The 16,359-nt window shown below is 68.2% G+C and carries 12 protein-coding genes; 2 read left to right on the top strand and 10 right to left on the bottom strand.

The features are described 5' to 3' along the window. Positions 1–145: 145 nt before the first annotated feature. Positions 146–1,117 (bottom strand): hypothetical protein, encoded by a 972-nt coding sequence (locus tag METRZ18153_RS0108370; RefSeq protein WP_020164308.1) that lies wholly within the window; start codon positions 1,115–1,117, stop codon positions 146–148. A gap of 28 nt (positions 1,118–1,145) precedes the next feature. Next, the gene (locus METRZ18153_RS0108365; RefSeq protein WP_232416002.1) at positions 1,146–6,131 is read right to left on the bottom strand and encodes an alpha-2-macroglobulin family protein; all 4,986 of its coding nucleotides are present in this window, start codon (positions 6,129–6,131) and stop codon (positions 1,146–1,148) included. Positions 6,132–6,437: 306 nt separating this feature from the next. Between METRZ18153_RS0108365 and METRZ18153_RS0108360 the strand changes: the two genes are divergently transcribed. Both METRZ18153_RS0108360 and METRZ18153_RS0108355 read left to right on the top strand, forming a co-directional pair. Further along, positions 6,438–7,397: a hypothetical protein gene (locus METRZ18153_RS0108360; protein WP_232416001.1), complete on the top strand. Its 960-nt coding sequence runs from the start codon at positions 6,438–6,440 to the stop codon at positions 7,395–7,397. Positions 7,398–7,789: 392 nt separating this feature from the next. After that, positions 7,790–8,464, top strand: a complete 675-nt coding sequence (locus METRZ18153_RS0108355; RefSeq protein WP_020164305.1) for an N-acyl amino acid synthase FeeM domain-containing protein — start codon at positions 7,790–7,792, stop codon at positions 8,462–8,464. A gap of 20 nt (positions 8,465–8,484) precedes the next feature. Here METRZ18153_RS0108355 and METRZ18153_RS0108350 read toward each other — a convergent pair whose 3' ends face one another. From METRZ18153_RS0108350 to METRZ18153_RS0108315, 8 genes are all read right to left on the bottom strand, one after another. Continuing rightward, positions 8,485–10,428 (bottom strand): EAL domain-containing protein, encoded by a 1,944-nt coding sequence (locus METRZ18153_RS0108350; protein ID WP_020164304.1) that lies wholly within the window; start codon positions 10,426–10,428, stop codon positions 8,485–8,487. Next, positions 10,425–11,126, bottom strand: a complete 702-nt coding sequence (locus tag METRZ18153_RS0108345; RefSeq protein WP_232416000.1) for a transglutaminase-like cysteine peptidase — start codon at positions 11,124–11,126, stop codon at positions 10,425–10,427. The genes METRZ18153_RS0108350 and METRZ18153_RS0108345 overlap by 4 nt, the downstream gene beginning before the upstream one ends. A gap of 67 nt (positions 11,127–11,193) precedes the next feature. After that, the gene (locus tag METRZ18153_RS0108340; protein WP_043363816.1) at positions 11,194–11,886 is read right to left on the bottom strand and encodes a CAAX prenyl protease-related protein; all 693 of its coding nucleotides are present in this window, start codon (positions 11,884–11,886) and stop codon (positions 11,194–11,196) included. Positions 11,887–11,967: 81 nt separating this feature from the next. Then, the gene (gene tilS / locus METRZ18153_RS0108335; RefSeq protein WP_020164301.1) at positions 11,968–13,350 is read right to left on the bottom strand and encodes a tRNA lysidine(34) synthetase TilS; all 1,383 of its coding nucleotides are present in this window, start codon (positions 13,348–13,350) and stop codon (positions 11,968–11,970) included. Further along, positions 13,319–14,287 (bottom strand): acetyl-CoA carboxylase carboxyltransferase subunit alpha, encoded by a 969-nt coding sequence (locus tag METRZ18153_RS0108330; RefSeq protein ID WP_019918646.1) that lies wholly within the window; start codon positions 14,285–14,287, stop codon positions 13,319–13,321. The genes tilS and METRZ18153_RS0108330 overlap by 32 nt, the downstream gene beginning before the upstream one ends. Positions 14,288–14,431: 144 nt before the next feature. Continuing rightward, positions 14,432–14,869 carry a ClpXP protease specificity-enhancing factor gene (locus METRZ18153_RS0108325; protein ID WP_020164299.1) on the bottom strand — a complete coding sequence of 146 codons (438 nt, stop codon included), beginning with the start codon at positions 14,867–14,869 and terminating at the stop codon, positions 14,432–14,434. A gap of 28 nt (positions 14,870–14,897) precedes the next feature. Continuing rightward, positions 14,898–15,494: a glutathione S-transferase N-terminal domain-containing protein gene (locus tag METRZ18153_RS0108320; protein WP_024300503.1), complete on the bottom strand. Its 597-nt coding sequence runs from the start codon at positions 15,492–15,494 to the stop codon at positions 14,898–14,900. Between the two features lie 105 nt (positions 15,495–15,599). Then, positions 15,600–16,358, bottom strand: coding sequence for a cytochrome c1 (locus tag METRZ18153_RS0108315; RefSeq protein ID WP_020164297.1), 759 nt, complete (start codon positions 16,356–16,358; stop codon positions 15,600–15,602). Position 16,359: the final 1 nt, after the last annotated feature.

The following is a 16,359-nucleotide window of genomic DNA, read 5'->3' as shown; positions in this document are numbered from 1 at the left end:
CCGTCCCGGTCGCCGCTGCACGTTGCGGCGCAACGAAACTGCGGGTGAAGCGGAGGCGGAGCGGGATCCCCGCCGCGCCGCGGTCAGAGGGCCGCTCCTGCACGGGGCTCGGCTTGCCTGTCTGCGAGCGATCCTCGCGAGCAGGCTATCTGCAGATCCGGTTAAGTGCGCTGCGCAGGCGCGCGTCGTCGGCCAGATCGACCGCCTTGATGTCCTTGCCGATCGCGCGGCGATAGCAGGCCTCTCGCGCGCGAATGTCGTCGTCACTGTCGAACAGGCTGCCAAGGGTGCGCCCGCCCATGTCAGCCACCACGCGCTCGGCGGTCGCGCTGCGATCGACGCAGGTGCTCAGGTCGAACCTGCGGGCGACAATCGCCGCATCGTCCAGCTTTTTCGTCCGCTGCTGCATCGCCGTGCTGCTGTCGACGCAACTGCAGTCATAGCGCAGCAGGCCGGTGCGATCACCGCCCGCGTTGTGCTCGGCGCACCAGGCACGGTTCTTCGCTCGCACCGGGTTGTCGCCGACGGCGGTACCCGACAGCGCGGGAGCATCCTGACCCATCGTGTCATTCGTGCCGCCACGTCTCATCGTCGCGCCCACCGCGGCAGGCGATGCGGTCGAGTACATGCAGCGTGCGATGTAGTCGAGATGCGAAGCGCCGGGTTCCAGATTGTCGCGCGCCCAGTCCTCGCAGGCAGGCCGGCGCGCCGTGGCGCGCTCCGGCGAATCGTGACGCTGCAGCGCCGCGTTGCCGCTGGCTGCGGCCACGCCTCCACTTTCCGCGTGCCGCTTGCCTTCTCGGGCCAGGCAATTCCACAGCGATTCGTCGCTCTCGCCCTCGCGGTTACCCCAGAAGGCACCGGACTTTTCGCGACAGCGCTCGATGCGTTCCTGCGAGACCCAGCCGCCACCTTCGTGCGCGTCGACCATGCAGCGATGGAACAGCACGCCGTCCAGTCGTCCGCCCTTACGGGCGTCTGCATCGCACTGCTTGCGCGCCGCCGCCGACCAGGCGTCGAAGTCTGCACGGCTGTCCGCCCGCACCGGCGATGCACCGACCAGCATGCCGATCAGGGCTGCCACGGCCACCTGATGTACCGACCGCTTTCGCATCATGATGCCTTCCTCCCGTTGCCTGCCGCGCTCACTTGCGGGCCGGTCCGCCGTCTACAACGTCCAGCATCGCGCCGCGTTCACCGACGATGCGCAGTTCCGGCCGGTACATGTCCTCGACGAAGGTGCCGGGCACGGTGTAGTGGCCGGGCGTGACGACGCGCACCATATAGACGAGATTCAGTGGCGCCGAATCCAGCTTCACCGCGGCGACGAAGCGGTCGTCGCGGTACTCGCGGTGTTTCACCCGGTTGTCCATCAGCGTGTCCATCACGCGCAGCGACTGGCCGCCCGGCAACTGCAGCGTGAATTCGGTCGCCTGAGGTCCCTGCGACAGGTTCTGGTTCTCGATTTCCAGACCTGCCGGCAGGCGGTCGACGACCAGCGCGTCGTCGGCGCGCCGGGTCGGCCTGACCTCGACCCGCACCAGCATCAGTTCGCCCACTTTCAGCGCGCGCCCGCCCCACGGACGCCCGTCGGCCTCGAACAGCGTGCGCTGCGCCGTACCCAGACCGTTATCCACCGGCGGCGCGAGCTTCGGATAACCGGCGCCCTCGATCTCGACATAGAGCGGCGCGTCGCCGGTGTTGCTGATCGTCGCGCCCTTGCGCGCCGCGGCAGCATCGACCGGCAGCAGCGCAGGCTTGTCGCCCTTGAAGTCCCCTCCGCCTTCCAGCGCGGCCGACCATGGCTTGCCGGCGCCCAGACCGGCCGCGCGGCCGGCCATCACCAGCGAGATCTGTTCCTGCGTCGACAGCCAGCGCCGCTTCGCCGTGTCATTCGACAGCTCGAACAGCAGGTTGGCGGCGCGGTCGAGCTTGACCTCGTGACGGGCGAGCAGCGCGTACAGCGTGGCGCGGTCGCGCAGCGGACTGCCGTAATCGCCCAGCCATTCGTATTCGCTGTCGTTGCCGCGCAGTCCGTAGGGCTTGGCCAGCGCCTCGTCGAGCGCGACGCGCGAACGCGCCTCGTCGCCCATCAGCTTCAGCGCCAGGCCGAGGTGGGCAAGCGCCAGCGGCGACTTGGCCAGCTGCCGGTGCTCGTCGTGCAGCAGGCGCAGCGTGGCCAGCGGCGCGCGCTGCTCGCGCGCCAGCACGTAGCCGAGATGGGTCGCATTGGCGAAGCGCAGATGGGCGCCACGCACGAGGTCCATCTGCCCGGGCTGGTTGCCCGCTTGTACCGGCAGCCGCGGCATCTGCGACGGCGCAAGCTGGAACTCCTTCAGCATCCAGTCGCCCAGCTTCTTCTGGAAGGCCTCGGGAACGGTGAAACCGCCCGCCTTGGCGTCGATCAGGAAACCGGCGACATAGGCACTGATCCAGTGCTCGTACTCGCCGCCGCCCCACATGGTCATGCCGCCGGACGCGCCCTGCATGCCAGCCAGCCGGCCGATGGCGCCCTCGACCATGGCCGTGCGCTCCGCCCGGCTGTACTGTTTCAGGCCCAGTTCCTTCGCGTAGGCGTCGTCGATGATGACATGCGGCCAGGCGGAGCTGACCGTCTGCTCGGCGCAGCCGTAGGGGTAGCGCAGCAGGCCGCGCACGCTTTCGCGGATGTTCAGCGGCGGACTGGACGAGGCGCTGACGTTCAGCGTCGCCGAGGCTGGCCAGAATTTTTCCAGCAGCGCGGCGTCGATGGCCTGACGCGCGCCCGGCTCGACCTTCAGGCGCAGCACGCTGCGTTCGAGCGCGACCGGCGGCGTCACCTGCAGCGCCGCTTCGCGCTCGATGTGGATGGGCTTTGCGCCGCCGCTGGCATCCAGCACCAGCTTCAGTCGCGCCAGCCCTTCCGCCTCGACCGCCTCGGCGTCGAAACGCAGCGTTTCGCGCTGCTTCGGCGCCAGCGTCAGCGTGCGCGTGCCGTCGGCGATGCGCGCCGGCGACTCGGCCGACAGCGTGAGCCGGACCTGCTGCGGTGACTCGGTCAGATTGGTCACCTCCAGCGCCACCTTCGCGCTGTCGCCCGGCGCGATGAAGCGCGGCGTCGACAGCTCGGCGACGACGGGTGCGGCCACCGTCAGTTCGCGCTCGCCGTGGCCGTAGCGCTCGGGCGTCGAGGCGACCGCCATCAGGCGCAGGCTGCCGTTGAAGTCGGGCAGCGTCAGCGTGATCGCCGCCTCGCCCTTGTCGTCGAGCTTCACCGGGCCGGAGAACAGATCGACCAGCTTCACCTTCTTCGGCATGCTCTGCGAGTCGCGCATGCCGGCATCACCGCCCCACTTGAGCTTGCCGCGCGAGCCGTCCATCTTCTCGATCAGCCGGCCGTAGATGTCGAGCAGGTCGGGCGCATAACGCTGCTTGCCGAAGAAGTAGCCGTGCGGGTCGGGGGTGACGAACTTCGTGATGTTCAGGATGCCCTGGTCCACCGCCGACAGCGTCACCCAGGCGGCCTGCCCGGTCGCGCCATCGACCTTCACCTTCACCGTGGTTTTCGTTTCCGGCTCGACCTTGGCCGGCGCGTCCAGCGCCACCTTGAGCCGGCGGTCCTCACGCGCGAGCGGGATGTGCGCCAATCCGAGCGCGCGCGCCGGCGTGACGCGGCTGCCCTCGCTGCCTGGCCGGAAGGCCAGCACCGACACGTAGAGGTCGTGCCGGTTCCAGCTCTTGTCCAGCGGCAGGTCGATGGCGGTGCCGGCCGCGCTCACCTTGACCCGCTTCGCCCACAGCACGCGGTCGCCCTCTATCAGCACCAGCGCCTCGCCGTCATGCGGCGGCGTCAGGTGCGCCTTCACCGTGTCGCCCGCCCTGTAGGGCGCGCCTTCGAGCCGCACCTGCACGCGGTCCGGCCGGTTGCCGAGCGCCTCATTGTCCTGCGCACCCCAGCCGGCGTAGAAGCGGTAGCGCATCGTGAGCTTGGTCTGCGGGTCGTCGATCTCCAGCCGGTAGCGGCCCCAGGTGACCGGAAAGCCGAGCTTGGTCTGCGCCTTCAGCGCGACGCTGCGACTGTCGACCAGTTCGTCGTTCTCGCTGAAGCCGGAATGCCAGCCGCGCTGGTCATCAAAGCGCCAGTAGTACTGACGCTCTTCCCTGAACAGCCGCACATTGGCCTTGTCGACAGGCGCGAAGGCGGCGTCGGGCAGGAAGCGGCCGACCTCGAATTCGGCCAGCGCCGATTCGCGCGCGACGTCGCCGTCGAACAGCGGACGCACGGCGATCAGCGCCGGCGCCGGCCACCACGCGCGCTCGATCGAACGCACGACCGGGCGGCCGGCCGATTCGAGCAGGCTCAGGCTAACGCGCAGTTGCAGCGGCGAGCGCGCGGTGCCCGGGTCGTAGGGCACTTCGACGGTCGCGGCGCCGCGGTCGTCGAGCGCAGTTTCCTCCAGCTCACGGCGGCCCTTCAGCGCGTCGTCGGCGAAGTCGCCGAAGATGAAACCGGGCTTCTTCTGCGCCAGCGCGAAACGCTGGCGCTCGGTGGCGAGCGCGCCGAGCAGGCGGTTGCCTGAGGCCGGTGCGCCGAACAGGTAGTCGCCCTGCACGCCGATGTCGAAAGGCGCGCCTTCGGTCAGCACGCGCTCGTCGCTCTTCAGCGCGAGCTTCATCCGTTCGGGCAGGAATTCCTCGACCTTGAAACGCATGACGGCGTCCGGTCGCTTCGCCGCCGGATCGGCGCGCAGTTCCAGCGTCCAGGCGCCGGTCTGCGCGTCGGCCGGTATGGCCAGCGGCTGGCGGTAGTAACCGGGCTGTTCGCCCGAACTTTTCCAGACGCGCTGGCTCACGGTGCGGCCGTCCGGCCGCTTCAGCACCGCGGTGAGCGGCAGCGGCTCGATCGCGCGGCCGTCGGCGTCGCGCGCCAGCACCGACACGTCGAAGGTTTCGCCCGGCCGGTAGAGGTCGCGACCGCTGTACGCGAAAAGCCTGGTGCTGGTGGGCAGCAGGCCCGAGGTGTCGAACTCCGACAGGTCCAGCGCCGCCTCGGCCAGCGATACGACCGACAGTTCGCGTCCGCGCCGCGCGATCACCAGCCGCGCATCGGCCGGTGCCGCATCAAAGCTGGCGCGACCGTCGCCATCTCCCTTCACCGTCGCGACGCGCTTGCCGTCACCGTCGAGCAGTTCGAATTCGACGCCGTCGAGGGCGGAACCCGATTTGAGCGACGTGGCAAAGGCGTCGATGCGGCCGCCGTTGCGGTGCAGATGCAGGCCGATGTCGCTGACGTAGAAATAGGTGGTCTGGTAGTCGCCCGCAAAACTGCCGGGCGCGCTCATCACGGCGATGTAGACGCCGGGCTCCTTCAGTTCCTTGATGTTCTCGACCGGCAGGAAGCTCACGTGCCGGCGGTCCTTCTTGTCGTCGGTCAGGAAGCGGCCGAGATAGACGCTGGTCGACAGATCCTTCAGCCGGTCGAGATACCAGCCCGAGGTGCGGCCGCGAAGATCGACCGTTCCGCCGTCGTAGTACTCGTCGTCGTAATAGCTGGGCTCACCCTCTTCCGCCGCCTCGTTGCGGCGGATGCCATACACCTTGTCGAGGAAAGCGGGCAGCTGGGCCGGCTCGACGCGCAGGAACTGTACGTCGACCTCCGGCGTATTGACGGTGACGACCGGCAGGCCGCCGTTCTGGCCGGCCGGCAGCACGGTGCCGCGGCTGGCGAAGAAGTGCGCCGGCGGCATGTCCTCGACCAGCGTTTCGCACTGGTGGGCGCCGGCCAGCTGATCGCCGGAGCGCGCCGCTACGCCGGTGGCGATGTCGATGCGGTAGCGACGCTTCGGCAGCACGCCGGTAAAGAAGGCGACGCGCGGATTGTCACCGACGCGCCAGTGGCCGGCGACCTTGTCGGCGGCATCACGCCCGGCGTCCGCTTCGCCGAGGTCGGTCACCTTCATCAGGTCGTTCAGCGTCTGCCGTGCGGCGAGCGGCCGGCTGAAGGTCACTGCAAGCACCGGGCCCTCGTCGCGGCTGCGCGCACTGCAGCTCATCACGGCGAAGGGCGTATCCGGATCGTCGCCGATTGCCGCCACACCTGTCTCGGGCGCGCGCCCGAACTGCCACCACGCGCCGGCCGAAGCAGCTACCACGACCGCTGCCGCCAACCATCCGACCACCTTCCCGTTCGCCATCGCGGACCGCCCGTATGTCATGACGCGACGGATTATCCTCGCTGCCGGGGTGTAATGGCGGACGAATGCACCGGGTCGGCGTCGTTCTACACACTGCGACGGCGCCGACCTTCCCCGAACCACAGCCACGATCGCGAGCAAGCCATCGAGGGGGCTTTTCTGGACGGGAGCAGGCTTGCTCGCGATCGCAGTCCGGACCGAAGCGCCAGCCGCTCATCCGGCGATGACGGCCGACGTGCGTGAGTCCATGCGTGGACGCGCCCGGTGCTCGCCGCTATGCTGCGCGGCCTGACGAATCAACGCCTTACCGCCATGCCCACGATAGAACTCCGCGGCGACCGCCTCGCCGGCGCGGCCACGCTGCGCAGCACGCTCGCCGACCTGCTCGACCGCCTGTACGCGCGCGACAGCGCGCTCGATGCGTCGCGCCTGAAGGCGCTGGTGGTAACCGACGACGTCGCCGTGCCGGCGCAGGGCCAGGCCGAAGCACCACCGCTGACGCGCGAGGACGTCGCGGACGGCTGCACGATCACGCTGGCTGCGCCCTATGTCGAACAGGCGCTGGGCGGCGACACCGACCAGTTGTTGCAGCTGGTGCATCTGCTGCACCGCGAACTGTGGCGCGGCCAGCTGACGCTCGACCCTGTCGCCGCCGCACCGGCCGACGCGCTGGCGGCGCAGTTCGCGCCCATCGTCACCCGCATGTTCGACGAATACCGCGCCAACCGCGCCAGCGCGTGGTCGCTGCCGGCCACGGCCGACCTGCTGCTGCCGCATCTGCTCGGCCTGCTGGAAGAACTGCCGGCCGCCTGCGAGCGGGCGCTCGCCGACTACCGGCTCGACGGCAATCTCGACGCGCTGGCCGGCATTTCGATGGCGCGGCTGGCGCTGCTGATGCAGACCACGGCCTTCAGCCTCGGCTACCTGGCCGGTCTCGGCCGCACCGTGGCCGACATCGCCCCCGAACTGAAGGACGGCATCGACGCCTCTCTGCTCGGCCGCGAATGGCCGCGCATCGCCGCGCTGCTGGCCGGCGCCACCGCCAGCGAAGGCGAAGCGCGCACGCTGCAGCTGGACATGCTGCGCACCCGGGTGGTCGCCGTGCTCGGCGCAATGGGCCTTACTGCGCGCCTGGGCGAGGACGGTGCGGTCTGGATGGACGTGGCCGACGCGTCGGCCGAAGCCACCGCCGCCGCGTTGGCGCGCATGGGCACGCTGCACTGATCGTTGACGCGGCGCGCCAGGGTCTCTGCAGAAAACGCCTGGCCGCTGCAATCCGCGGCCTTCGACGCCGCCCGCTTTCGCGGTCAAAGCGCCTTCCGACATAGCCCGCCGCGGCCACTTGTGGGAGCGGCCTTGGCCGCGACGCGGCGTAAGCAGTCCGAAGACGCCGGTCCGGGGTCAGAAGAGCCCTCCCACAAAGCCAGTCGCAGGCTCGCTCCGGCGCTGCGGATCATCGCCGGACCATCTGTCGGCGACATGAAAACGTCAAGTCCGCATCAACACGCTGAAACCGTCCAAGATCAGGCTGCGCACTCGGCAAGGAAGCAGATCACGGCACAGGATCTCTTTGCTGAAGTTTGCATACCGGTCACCGATACACGAGGCGCCTCCCCATGTCTCCCCGCACTCTGCACGACGCCGCGAACGACGCACTCTTCCGGCCCTTCCCGCTGCTGCGCCCGCGACCGCGGCTGCGCGCGGTCGCTCCGCCGGCGCTGCAACATGCGGCTGCGCTGCCGGTCGCCATCGAATTCACGATTGCCGCCGATGCGGCAGACCTCGCGGCGGCCGAGGCGCTGGTCGTGCGCTGCTATGGCTGGCGTGGCTATGGCGTCGAGCAGCGCGCCGCACGGCAGGGTGAAACGACCTTGCTGGCACGGCTGGATGGCGACGTGGTCGGCACGCTGACCGTGCGCTGCGGCACGCGGCTTCGTCTGCAGGCGGAAGCGGGCTATGCCGAACACGTGGGCGAGCTGCGCCGGCAGGGGCGCCGTCTGGTCGAATACACGCGTTTCGCCATCGACCGCGAGCGTGCACTGCCAGACGATCTCGCACCGCAACTGATGCGCCGCGCGCTGCTGCTGGGGCATGTCGCGCTCGGCGCCACCGACTGCGTGATCGAGGTCAACCCGCGCCACGCGCGCTACTACCGGCGCGAATTCGGTTTCCGCGAGTGCGGACCGGAACGCACCTGCGAACGCGTAGGCGCGCCCGCCCGCCTGCTGCATCTGGACATGGTCGTGCCGCCGGCCTGCCTCGCGCACGACCCGCGAACCCCGCTGCACTGAATGGGACCGTTCGCCGCCGCTCAGCGGACGCTGCTGCCCGAGGCCGGCACCTTTTCGGCCGACACCGCCTCGCCCTGCACTGCACGGATGCCCAGTGCGTACAGCCCGGTCAGCGTCTCCGCGTGCTCGACCGCCACCGCCATCGGCGTGATCGACAGCGCCGACGCAATGCCCGCCAGCGAGCTCACGTAGGCACCGGAATCCGGGTTCAGCAACGCTTCGCGCGTCAGCGTGACCGAGAACTTCACGTGCGCCGGACGCAGCCGGCGCAGCAGCGTCAGCGCGTTCGCATGCAGGCCGAAATGCTTGATGCCCAGCGCCAGACCGTTGGCCTGCGCCTGATGGGCAAAGGCCTCGGCGGCGTCCGGGTCGCCGAGCAGAGCCGACTCGGGGAATTCGAGCACCAGCGTGCCGACACGCGGGTCGTGACGGTAGCCGCGCAGCCAGCGCTGGATGTCGGGGTCGGTCAGCGTCGCCGCGCCGACATTGACCACGGTGGCGATGCCGTCGCGACGCGCCTTCGCGTGTTCCAGCGCGCGCATCAGGCAGGCGCCGTCGAGCGCCGCAGACACGCGGGTTTCGCTGGCGTAGGCGATGTACTCGGCGGCGCGGATCAAGCGCTGGCCGTCGTCCAGCGCGGCGCGCAGTTCAACGTGCAGCGGCGCACCGATGTGATCGCCATCGAGGGCCCGCGTGGTCTGTTCGGCAAAGGCGATGCGCCCGGCGCCTATCAGTTCGCGCACCTGAGTGCGCAGGCTGCCGCCGCCGGCTTCGCCGGCACGTGCGTGCGCCAGCACCGGCGCCGCGCCGCTCTCGATGCGCCACTGATGCAGCGCGCGATCGGCCGCCGCCAGCCAGTGCGCAGCGTCGCCGTCGCCAGCGCAGTCGGCCGCGCCTGCCCGCCAGGCATAGGCCTGACCCGCGCCCGCAGCGGCAGCGAGGCTGTTGAGGCGCGCCAGCAACGCTTTCAACGCGTCGTGCGTCGTGTATTCGTCGGCATCGAACAGCAGCGCGAAGCAGGCGCCCTCGACACGGCCGCACAGTTCGACCGCATCGATGGCCGCCATGAAGCCGGCCGATTCGGTCAGCAGGTCATCGACCGCCTCCCGACCATACAGATGGTTCAGGTCCTCCAGCCCCTCGACGCGCAACAAGGCCAGCCAGCCGCTGCGCGTACCCGCTTCGATGCGTGCCTCGAGCGCGGCGCGGAAGCCGCGACGGTTCGGCAGCCCGGTCAGTTCGTCCACCAGCGCCTGGTCGCGGAACTGCGCGGCACGCCCGGCCTCGCTTTCGAGCGCGCCAGCCATGGCGGTGAGCATGCGGTTGAAGGCGCCGACCAGCGGCTGCAGTTCGACCGGCATGCGCGTCTCGTCGATGGGCACGAACTTGCGCGAGGCAGCAGCGACCGCCGAGCGCTGCACGCGGCGCAGCGGACGCAGACCCCAGCGCAATGCCATCAGGCCGAGCACACTGGCCACCGCGAGACCGCCGCCCATCCACAGCGCCAGCGTTTCGGCGACGGCCCAGAGCTGCAGCTGCGCCCAGTGCGGATGCGGCTCGACGACGACGCTGCCGGCAATGCGCCAGCCATGCATGATGTCGGCACTCTGCGCGCCAGCCGCCAGCGGCAGCAGCTCGCTGAACCATTGCGGCGCGCCACCGGCCAGCCGGGCCGGGGCCTGCCGCGCGGCGATCACCGCACCCTTGGCATCGCGCACCTCTATGCGGCGAAGGTAGCTCTGGTCGAACACCGGCTCGACCAGGCTTTCTGCATTCTGCAGCGCCGGTTCGCCGCCCGCGGTCAGCGCCACCGTCAGCGACAGCGCGATCGACTGCGCCTGGCTGGCCATCTGCGCCTCGACCCGGTCGCGCGACACCCACAGCGCGGTGGCCAGCGCCGCCGCGAAGGCGACGACACCGACGCCGAGCAGCGCGGCGAGCAGACGCAGGCGCAGGCTGTTCATCCGCGCACCTCGGCCTCGACCCGATCGAGCAGTTCGCGCCACTTGCGCAACTGCTGCGGCGAGCCCAGCTCGCGGTCGCCGCCGCTCTGCACCTTCCACACGCGGTCGTCATTGAAGCTGTAGACCGGCGTCAGGTCGGGCCGGTCGCGCGCCAGCATGAAACGCTTTTCGAGATTGTCGAGCACCCAGGGCTCGGCGCCGGGTTCCGGGTAGTAGGCGAGCACCATGTGGTTCTCCAGGTGTCCCTGGCGCAGCAGGCGCACATAGGTGATGCGCAGCTTGTCGGCCGGCATGCCCAGTTCGCGCAGCGCGAAGTACTTGGCCAGCGAGTAGTCCTCGCAGTCGCCGGCGGCCAGCGCGGCGAATTCCACCGGCGTCGCCCAGTAGTCCTCCGACTGCCAGAGCTGTGCGTCGGTCATGTAGCGCGCGCGGTTGGCGATCTGGTTGATCCGTTCGACGCGCACCGCCTCGTCGGCGATGCGGCCGGCGGCATTCAGCGCCTCGGCCAGTTCGGCCATGCGCGGCCCGGCCTTGTCGCCGAAACGCGCCGTCATTTTCTGCTGCAGCTCAGTGCGCACGGTGAGCAGATAGCCCTGGTAGGTGAACGCGGTCGCCTGCGCCGCCATGAACACCAGCAACAGGCAGGCGATCAGGCGCGGACGGGAGAACACGACAGTCAGGGCGGGCAACGGTGGCATGGCGACGGGGCAAAGGACAGTTCTCCTTTAACGGTCGTACCCTGCTCCCCCTTGATGCGGAGCGGGGTTACCAGAACTGCCATTGTGCCGTGTGCACCACCCACAGGCCCAGCAGCAGATTGGTCAGCGCGTGCGAAACGATGGGCAACCACAGGCGCCCGCTCGCCCGGTACAACTGGCCGTAGGCCAGGCCGGCAACGATGCCGGCCGCCCACTGGCCATGCTCGAAGCCGAAGGCGATCGAGCAGAACAGCATGCTGCGCAGCGTGACCGAGCGCGCGGCCACGGCAAGGAAATTCGGGGAATCGAGCCAGCGCTGGACGAAGGAACGCCAGAACAGCTCTTCCATGACAGGCACGACGACAGCGGCGCCGAAGATGCGTATGACGACCATCGGCAGGATGAGCGCGCCGGCCTCGTCCAGGGGCTGGTAGCCCTTGCCCGGCGCGAAGGCGAAGGGCGAGAAGTCGAGCCATATCCAGATCGCCCAGACGAGTGCGCCGGACAGCAGCGCCGCGACCCAGCCGGCGGCACCGGACAGCGGCCCGGGCGGCGGAGCTTCGCGCAGCTCCACGTAGTCGCGCTGGAAGTACAGCAGAGCGACGATGACGCACGCGATCTGCACTGCATACATCCAGCGCACGTCGACGCCAGCCAGCTCGGCCAGCGGCGCGGAGATGACGAGGAAGACGATGTACAGGGCGAACGGAATGACGCGTGCGAGCACTGCACGCCTGGATGCTGCGGTGGTCGGGCTCATCAGGGCCGTGGCGGGAAGGTCCGGAATGGCTGGATCATACGGCCGCCATGCAACATGGAAATGTCACCAACCGTTACAACGTCACCCGGGTGTCGACTGCGCCACGACCGGCGCCCACACGGGTAGCCATCCCGGTTCGCCCGGCGCGGCCTGCCAGGGTGGCGCCGGTTCGCAGCCGGGCATCCACAGCGCCTCGCGACCGACTGCAAGAATGGGGGCGCGATCGCGCAACCAGGGCGGCAGGCCGCATTCCTGCGCGATCTGCTTGACGCCGGCACGCGGTCGTCCGGGACCGCGGCAGACGCGGTCCTTGGGCTGACGGGCACGTATCGTGAGCTGACCGACGGGCAATGCGGATGACGCAAACCCGCGTCCGACGACGGCGTCGAACCGCAGGCAGCCTGTACCCCAGACGATGGCCGGTTCGCCCTGCCAGACGACGGCTGCGGGCGGTGGCTGCTCGGGCATCAGCCACAGCAGGCCACGATGACAGAAGCCGGCGACGCCGGCGTGTGTCACCGGGCATTCGGCGCCCGGCTGCCAGGCGCGGATCTGGCGCAGCCATTCGTCCAGCCACGCTTCGGTTGGTGCAGTGCGGGCGCCGTGTACGCGCAGCAGGCGACGCAGCAGGTTGCGGCTGCGCGCGTCGTCGAGCGCGCGCAGGCCGTCGATCGACCAGGCCGTGCCCCATTCGGTCGCCGTTGTCAGCGCCGCCGCGTCAGCATCGGCCAGACCGTCGAGCAGGGTCTGCGCTTCGGCCAGCCGGCGCGCGACGCCGGACATGGTTTCGGCGGCACGCGGCCATCGCGCGCTCAGTCGCGGCATCACCTCGCGCCGCAGGTAGTTGCGCGCGTAGCGGGTATCCGCGTTCGATTCGTCGTCCATCCAGACGAGGCCATGTTCGATCGCGCATGCTTCGAGCGCTGAACGCGCCAGACCGAGCAGCGGCCGCAACTGGGCCGGGCGCGCAGGAGTCGCTGGACGCCAGACCGGCATGCCGGCCAAGCCGAGCAGCCCGGCGCCGCGCACCATGTTGTGCAGCAGCGTTTCCGCCTGGTCGTCGGCGTGGTGTGCGGTCAGCAGCGCGTCGGCACCGAGGGCCTGCGCCTGCGCGTTGAGCGCCCGGTAACGGGCGTCGCGGGCGGCGCATTCAAGTCCGTCCGGGCTGGCCGTGTCCACCTGCACGCGATGCAGCGAGAACGGAATGCCGAGCGCAGCGGCCTGCGCGGCGCAATGATGGGCCCAGGCATCGGCGTTCGGGCTCAGGCCGTGATGGACATGCGCGCACGCAAGCCGCCAGCGACGTTCATCGCGGGCGGCTGCCAGTGCGTGCAGCAGTACGGTTGAATCGAGCCCGCCGCTGAGGCCGATCAGCAGCTGTGAGCCGTCGGCCAGATGCGCCGCCGTGCTGGCGGCGATGCGGGCGTAAAGATCAGGCGACCGCCTGCTCCTTGAACTTTCCATAGGACATCACGCGCTCGAAACGGCGCTCGACCAGCTGGGTGGGGGTCAGGTCGGCCAGCTGACGCAGCGATTCGGCCAGTGCGCGCTTCAGCGATGCCGCTACGGCCGCGTGGTCGCGGTGGGCGCCGCCTGCCGGCTCGTTCACGACCTTGTCGATCAGGCCCAGCGTCTTCAGTCGCGACGCGGTGATGCCCATGATCTCGGCCGCATCGGCCGCCTTGTCGGCGCTCTTCCACAGGATGGAAGCACAGCCTTCGGGCGAGATGACCGAGTAGGTGGAGTACTGCAGCATCATCAGCGTGTCGGCCACGGCGATCGCCAGCGCGCCGCCGGAGCCGCCCTCGCCGATGATGGTGGACACGATGGGCACGCGCAGTTCGGCCATCGCGTAAAGATTGTGACCGATCGCCTCGGACTGGCCGCGTTCCTCGGCATCGATGCCCGGATAGGCGCCCGGCGTATCGACGAAGGTGAACACCGGAATGCCGAACTTCTCGGCCAGCTTCATCAGGCGCAGCGCCTTGCGATAGCCCTCGGGGCGCGGCATGCCGAAATTGCGGAGGATCTTTTCCTTGGTGTCACGGCCCTTCTGATGACCGATCACCATGCAAGACTGGCCATTGAAGCGGGCGATACCGCCAACGATGGCGTGGTCGTCGGCGAAGGCGCGATCGCCATGCAGCTCCTGAAAGTCGGAGAACATCAGACGCAGGTAATCGAGCGTGTAGGGGCGCTGCGGGTGACGCGCCACCTGGGCGATCTGCCACGGCGTGAGCTTGGCGTAGATGTCCTTGGTCAGCGCCTGGCTCTTGCCTTCGAGTCGCGTGATTTCCTCGGATATATCGACAGCGGAGTCATCCTGGACAAAGCGGAGCTCTTCGATCTTGGCTTCGAGCTCGGCGATCGGCTGTTCGAAATCGAGAAAGGTTGTTTTCATCAGGCTGACCACAAACAAAGGTGCGCAATTCTAGCGCGTCGAGGGCGCGACGGCTCGTGCCGCGTACAAGCGGGCGCAGCAAATAGATTGCGTTTAAAAATCAATGATATGGAAATAAAAAACCGGCTTTCGCCGGTTTTTTTCCTACTTGATTCGTCGCAGATGCGGTCGCGCCGCAGGCTTTTCCGGTGTCGTCAGCACCGGATGCTCGACCCGGTCGGTGACCGGGTTGGGCGCCAGATCGGCACGCACCGGCTGGCCCGGCGTCACTTCGAACGCCATGCCGTGGCCGTTTTCGCGCGCATAGATCGCGGCGACGCACTCGACCGGAATCGTCAGTTCCTGCGCCACGCCGCCGAAGCGGGCGGAACAGGTGATGAGCTCGTTGCCCATCACCAGCTGGTGCACCGCCTCGCGGCCGATGTTCAGGATGATCTGGCCATCCTTCACATACTGGCGCGGCACGCCGGCGCGGTCGTCGACAACGACCGCGATGTACGGCGTCAGCCCCTGGTCGGCGCACCAGTCGAACAGTGCGCGCAACAGGTAGGGCTTGGTGGAAACGGAACTCATGACGTCCATGAAGACTTTCGCGCAGAGCCGACGCGGGTCAGCGACGCATCACCTTTTCGGACGGCGTGAGCGCATCGATGAATCCCTGACGGGAGAAGATGCGCTCAGCGTACTTCATCAGCGGTGCGGCCGACTTCGGCAGCTCGATACCGTAGTGGTCAAGGCGCCATAGTAACGGAGCGATGGCCACGTCGAGCATGGAAAATTCCTCGCCCAGCATGTACTTCTGCTTGGCGAAGATCGCGGTCAGCTCGGTCAGGCGGTCGCGCAGGTGAGTGCGCGACTTGTCGGCCGTGCGTGCGTTCTTCTCGAGTGCCTCGATGTGCGAGAACAGCTCGTTTTCGACCGTATGCAGCAGCTGGCGTGCCCGCGCGCGCATGATCGGATCCGGCGGCATCAGCTGCGGATGCGGAAAGCGCTCGTCGATGTACTCGTTGATGATGTTCGAGTCATACAGGATGAGATCGCGATCGACCAGAACCGGCACGCGGTTGTAGGGATTGATGACCGCGATGTCTTCCGGCTTGTTGTAGAGGTCGACATCGATGACCTGGAAATCCATGCCCTTTTCGTAGAGCACGATCCGGCAACGATGGGAAAAGGGATCGGTAGTCCCCGAGTACAGATTCATCATGGTGTTAACACCCCAGGAGTACTCGGCATCCCTCACCACGCGTCTGACGCGTGATGAGGTCGCTTCGCGATGACCGAGAGCTTGCATGACTTTCGGGCGTATTGATTAGTGAACGTCTTTCCAGAATTCGCGCTTGAGCAGGTAGCTCAGAACGAGAAGAACGGAAAGACCGATGATGACCAGAAGACCGGTCTGACGGCGCTTTTCAGCGCCCGGTTCGCCCATGTAGACCAGATAGGCGACGAGATCGCCGACCATCGAGTCGTATTCGGACTTGCTCATCTTGCCCGGCTTGGTGAGCTCGAGCTGAATGACTTCCTTTTCGCCGCCGTGACCGTCAGCCACCTTGACGTGCTTGGCCGTCTGCTCGCCCTGCAGTTCGTACAGGACGTGCGGCATGCCGACATTGGCGAAGGTGGTGTTGTTCCAGCCGGTCGGACGGTTCTCGTCACGATAGAAGTTGCGCAGATAGGTGTAGAGCCAGTCTGCGCCACTGCCATCGGCCGAGGCACGCGAACGCGCGATCACGGTCAGGTCGGGCGGCGCTGCACCGAACCACGCCTTGCCGTCGTCGCGGGTCAGGGCCACCTTCATCGTTTCACCGACCTTGTCGGCGGTGAACATCAGGTTGTCCTTGATCTGCTCGTCGGTCAGGCCGACATCCTTCAGGCGGTTGTAGCGCATGTAGGACGCCGAGTGGCAGTTCAGGCAGTAATTGACGAAAACCTGGGCGCCGCGCTGGATGGCGATGGCGTCGCGGAATTTCTCCGTCGGCGCACGATCGAGGTGCACCGGTTCGGAACTGGCAATCGCCAGCAGGGGCGCGCACAGCGCGCCGAGAAACAGTTTTTTGAGTTGTTTCATG

The organism is Methyloversatilis discipulorum (assembly GCF_000385375.1).
Lineage (GTDB): Bacteria > Pseudomonadota > Gammaproteobacteria > Burkholderiales > Rhodocyclaceae > Methyloversatilis > Methyloversatilis discipulorum_A.
Note: the sequence above shows the minus strand (reverse complement) of the source record. Positions and strands in the feature narration are given on the sequence as shown.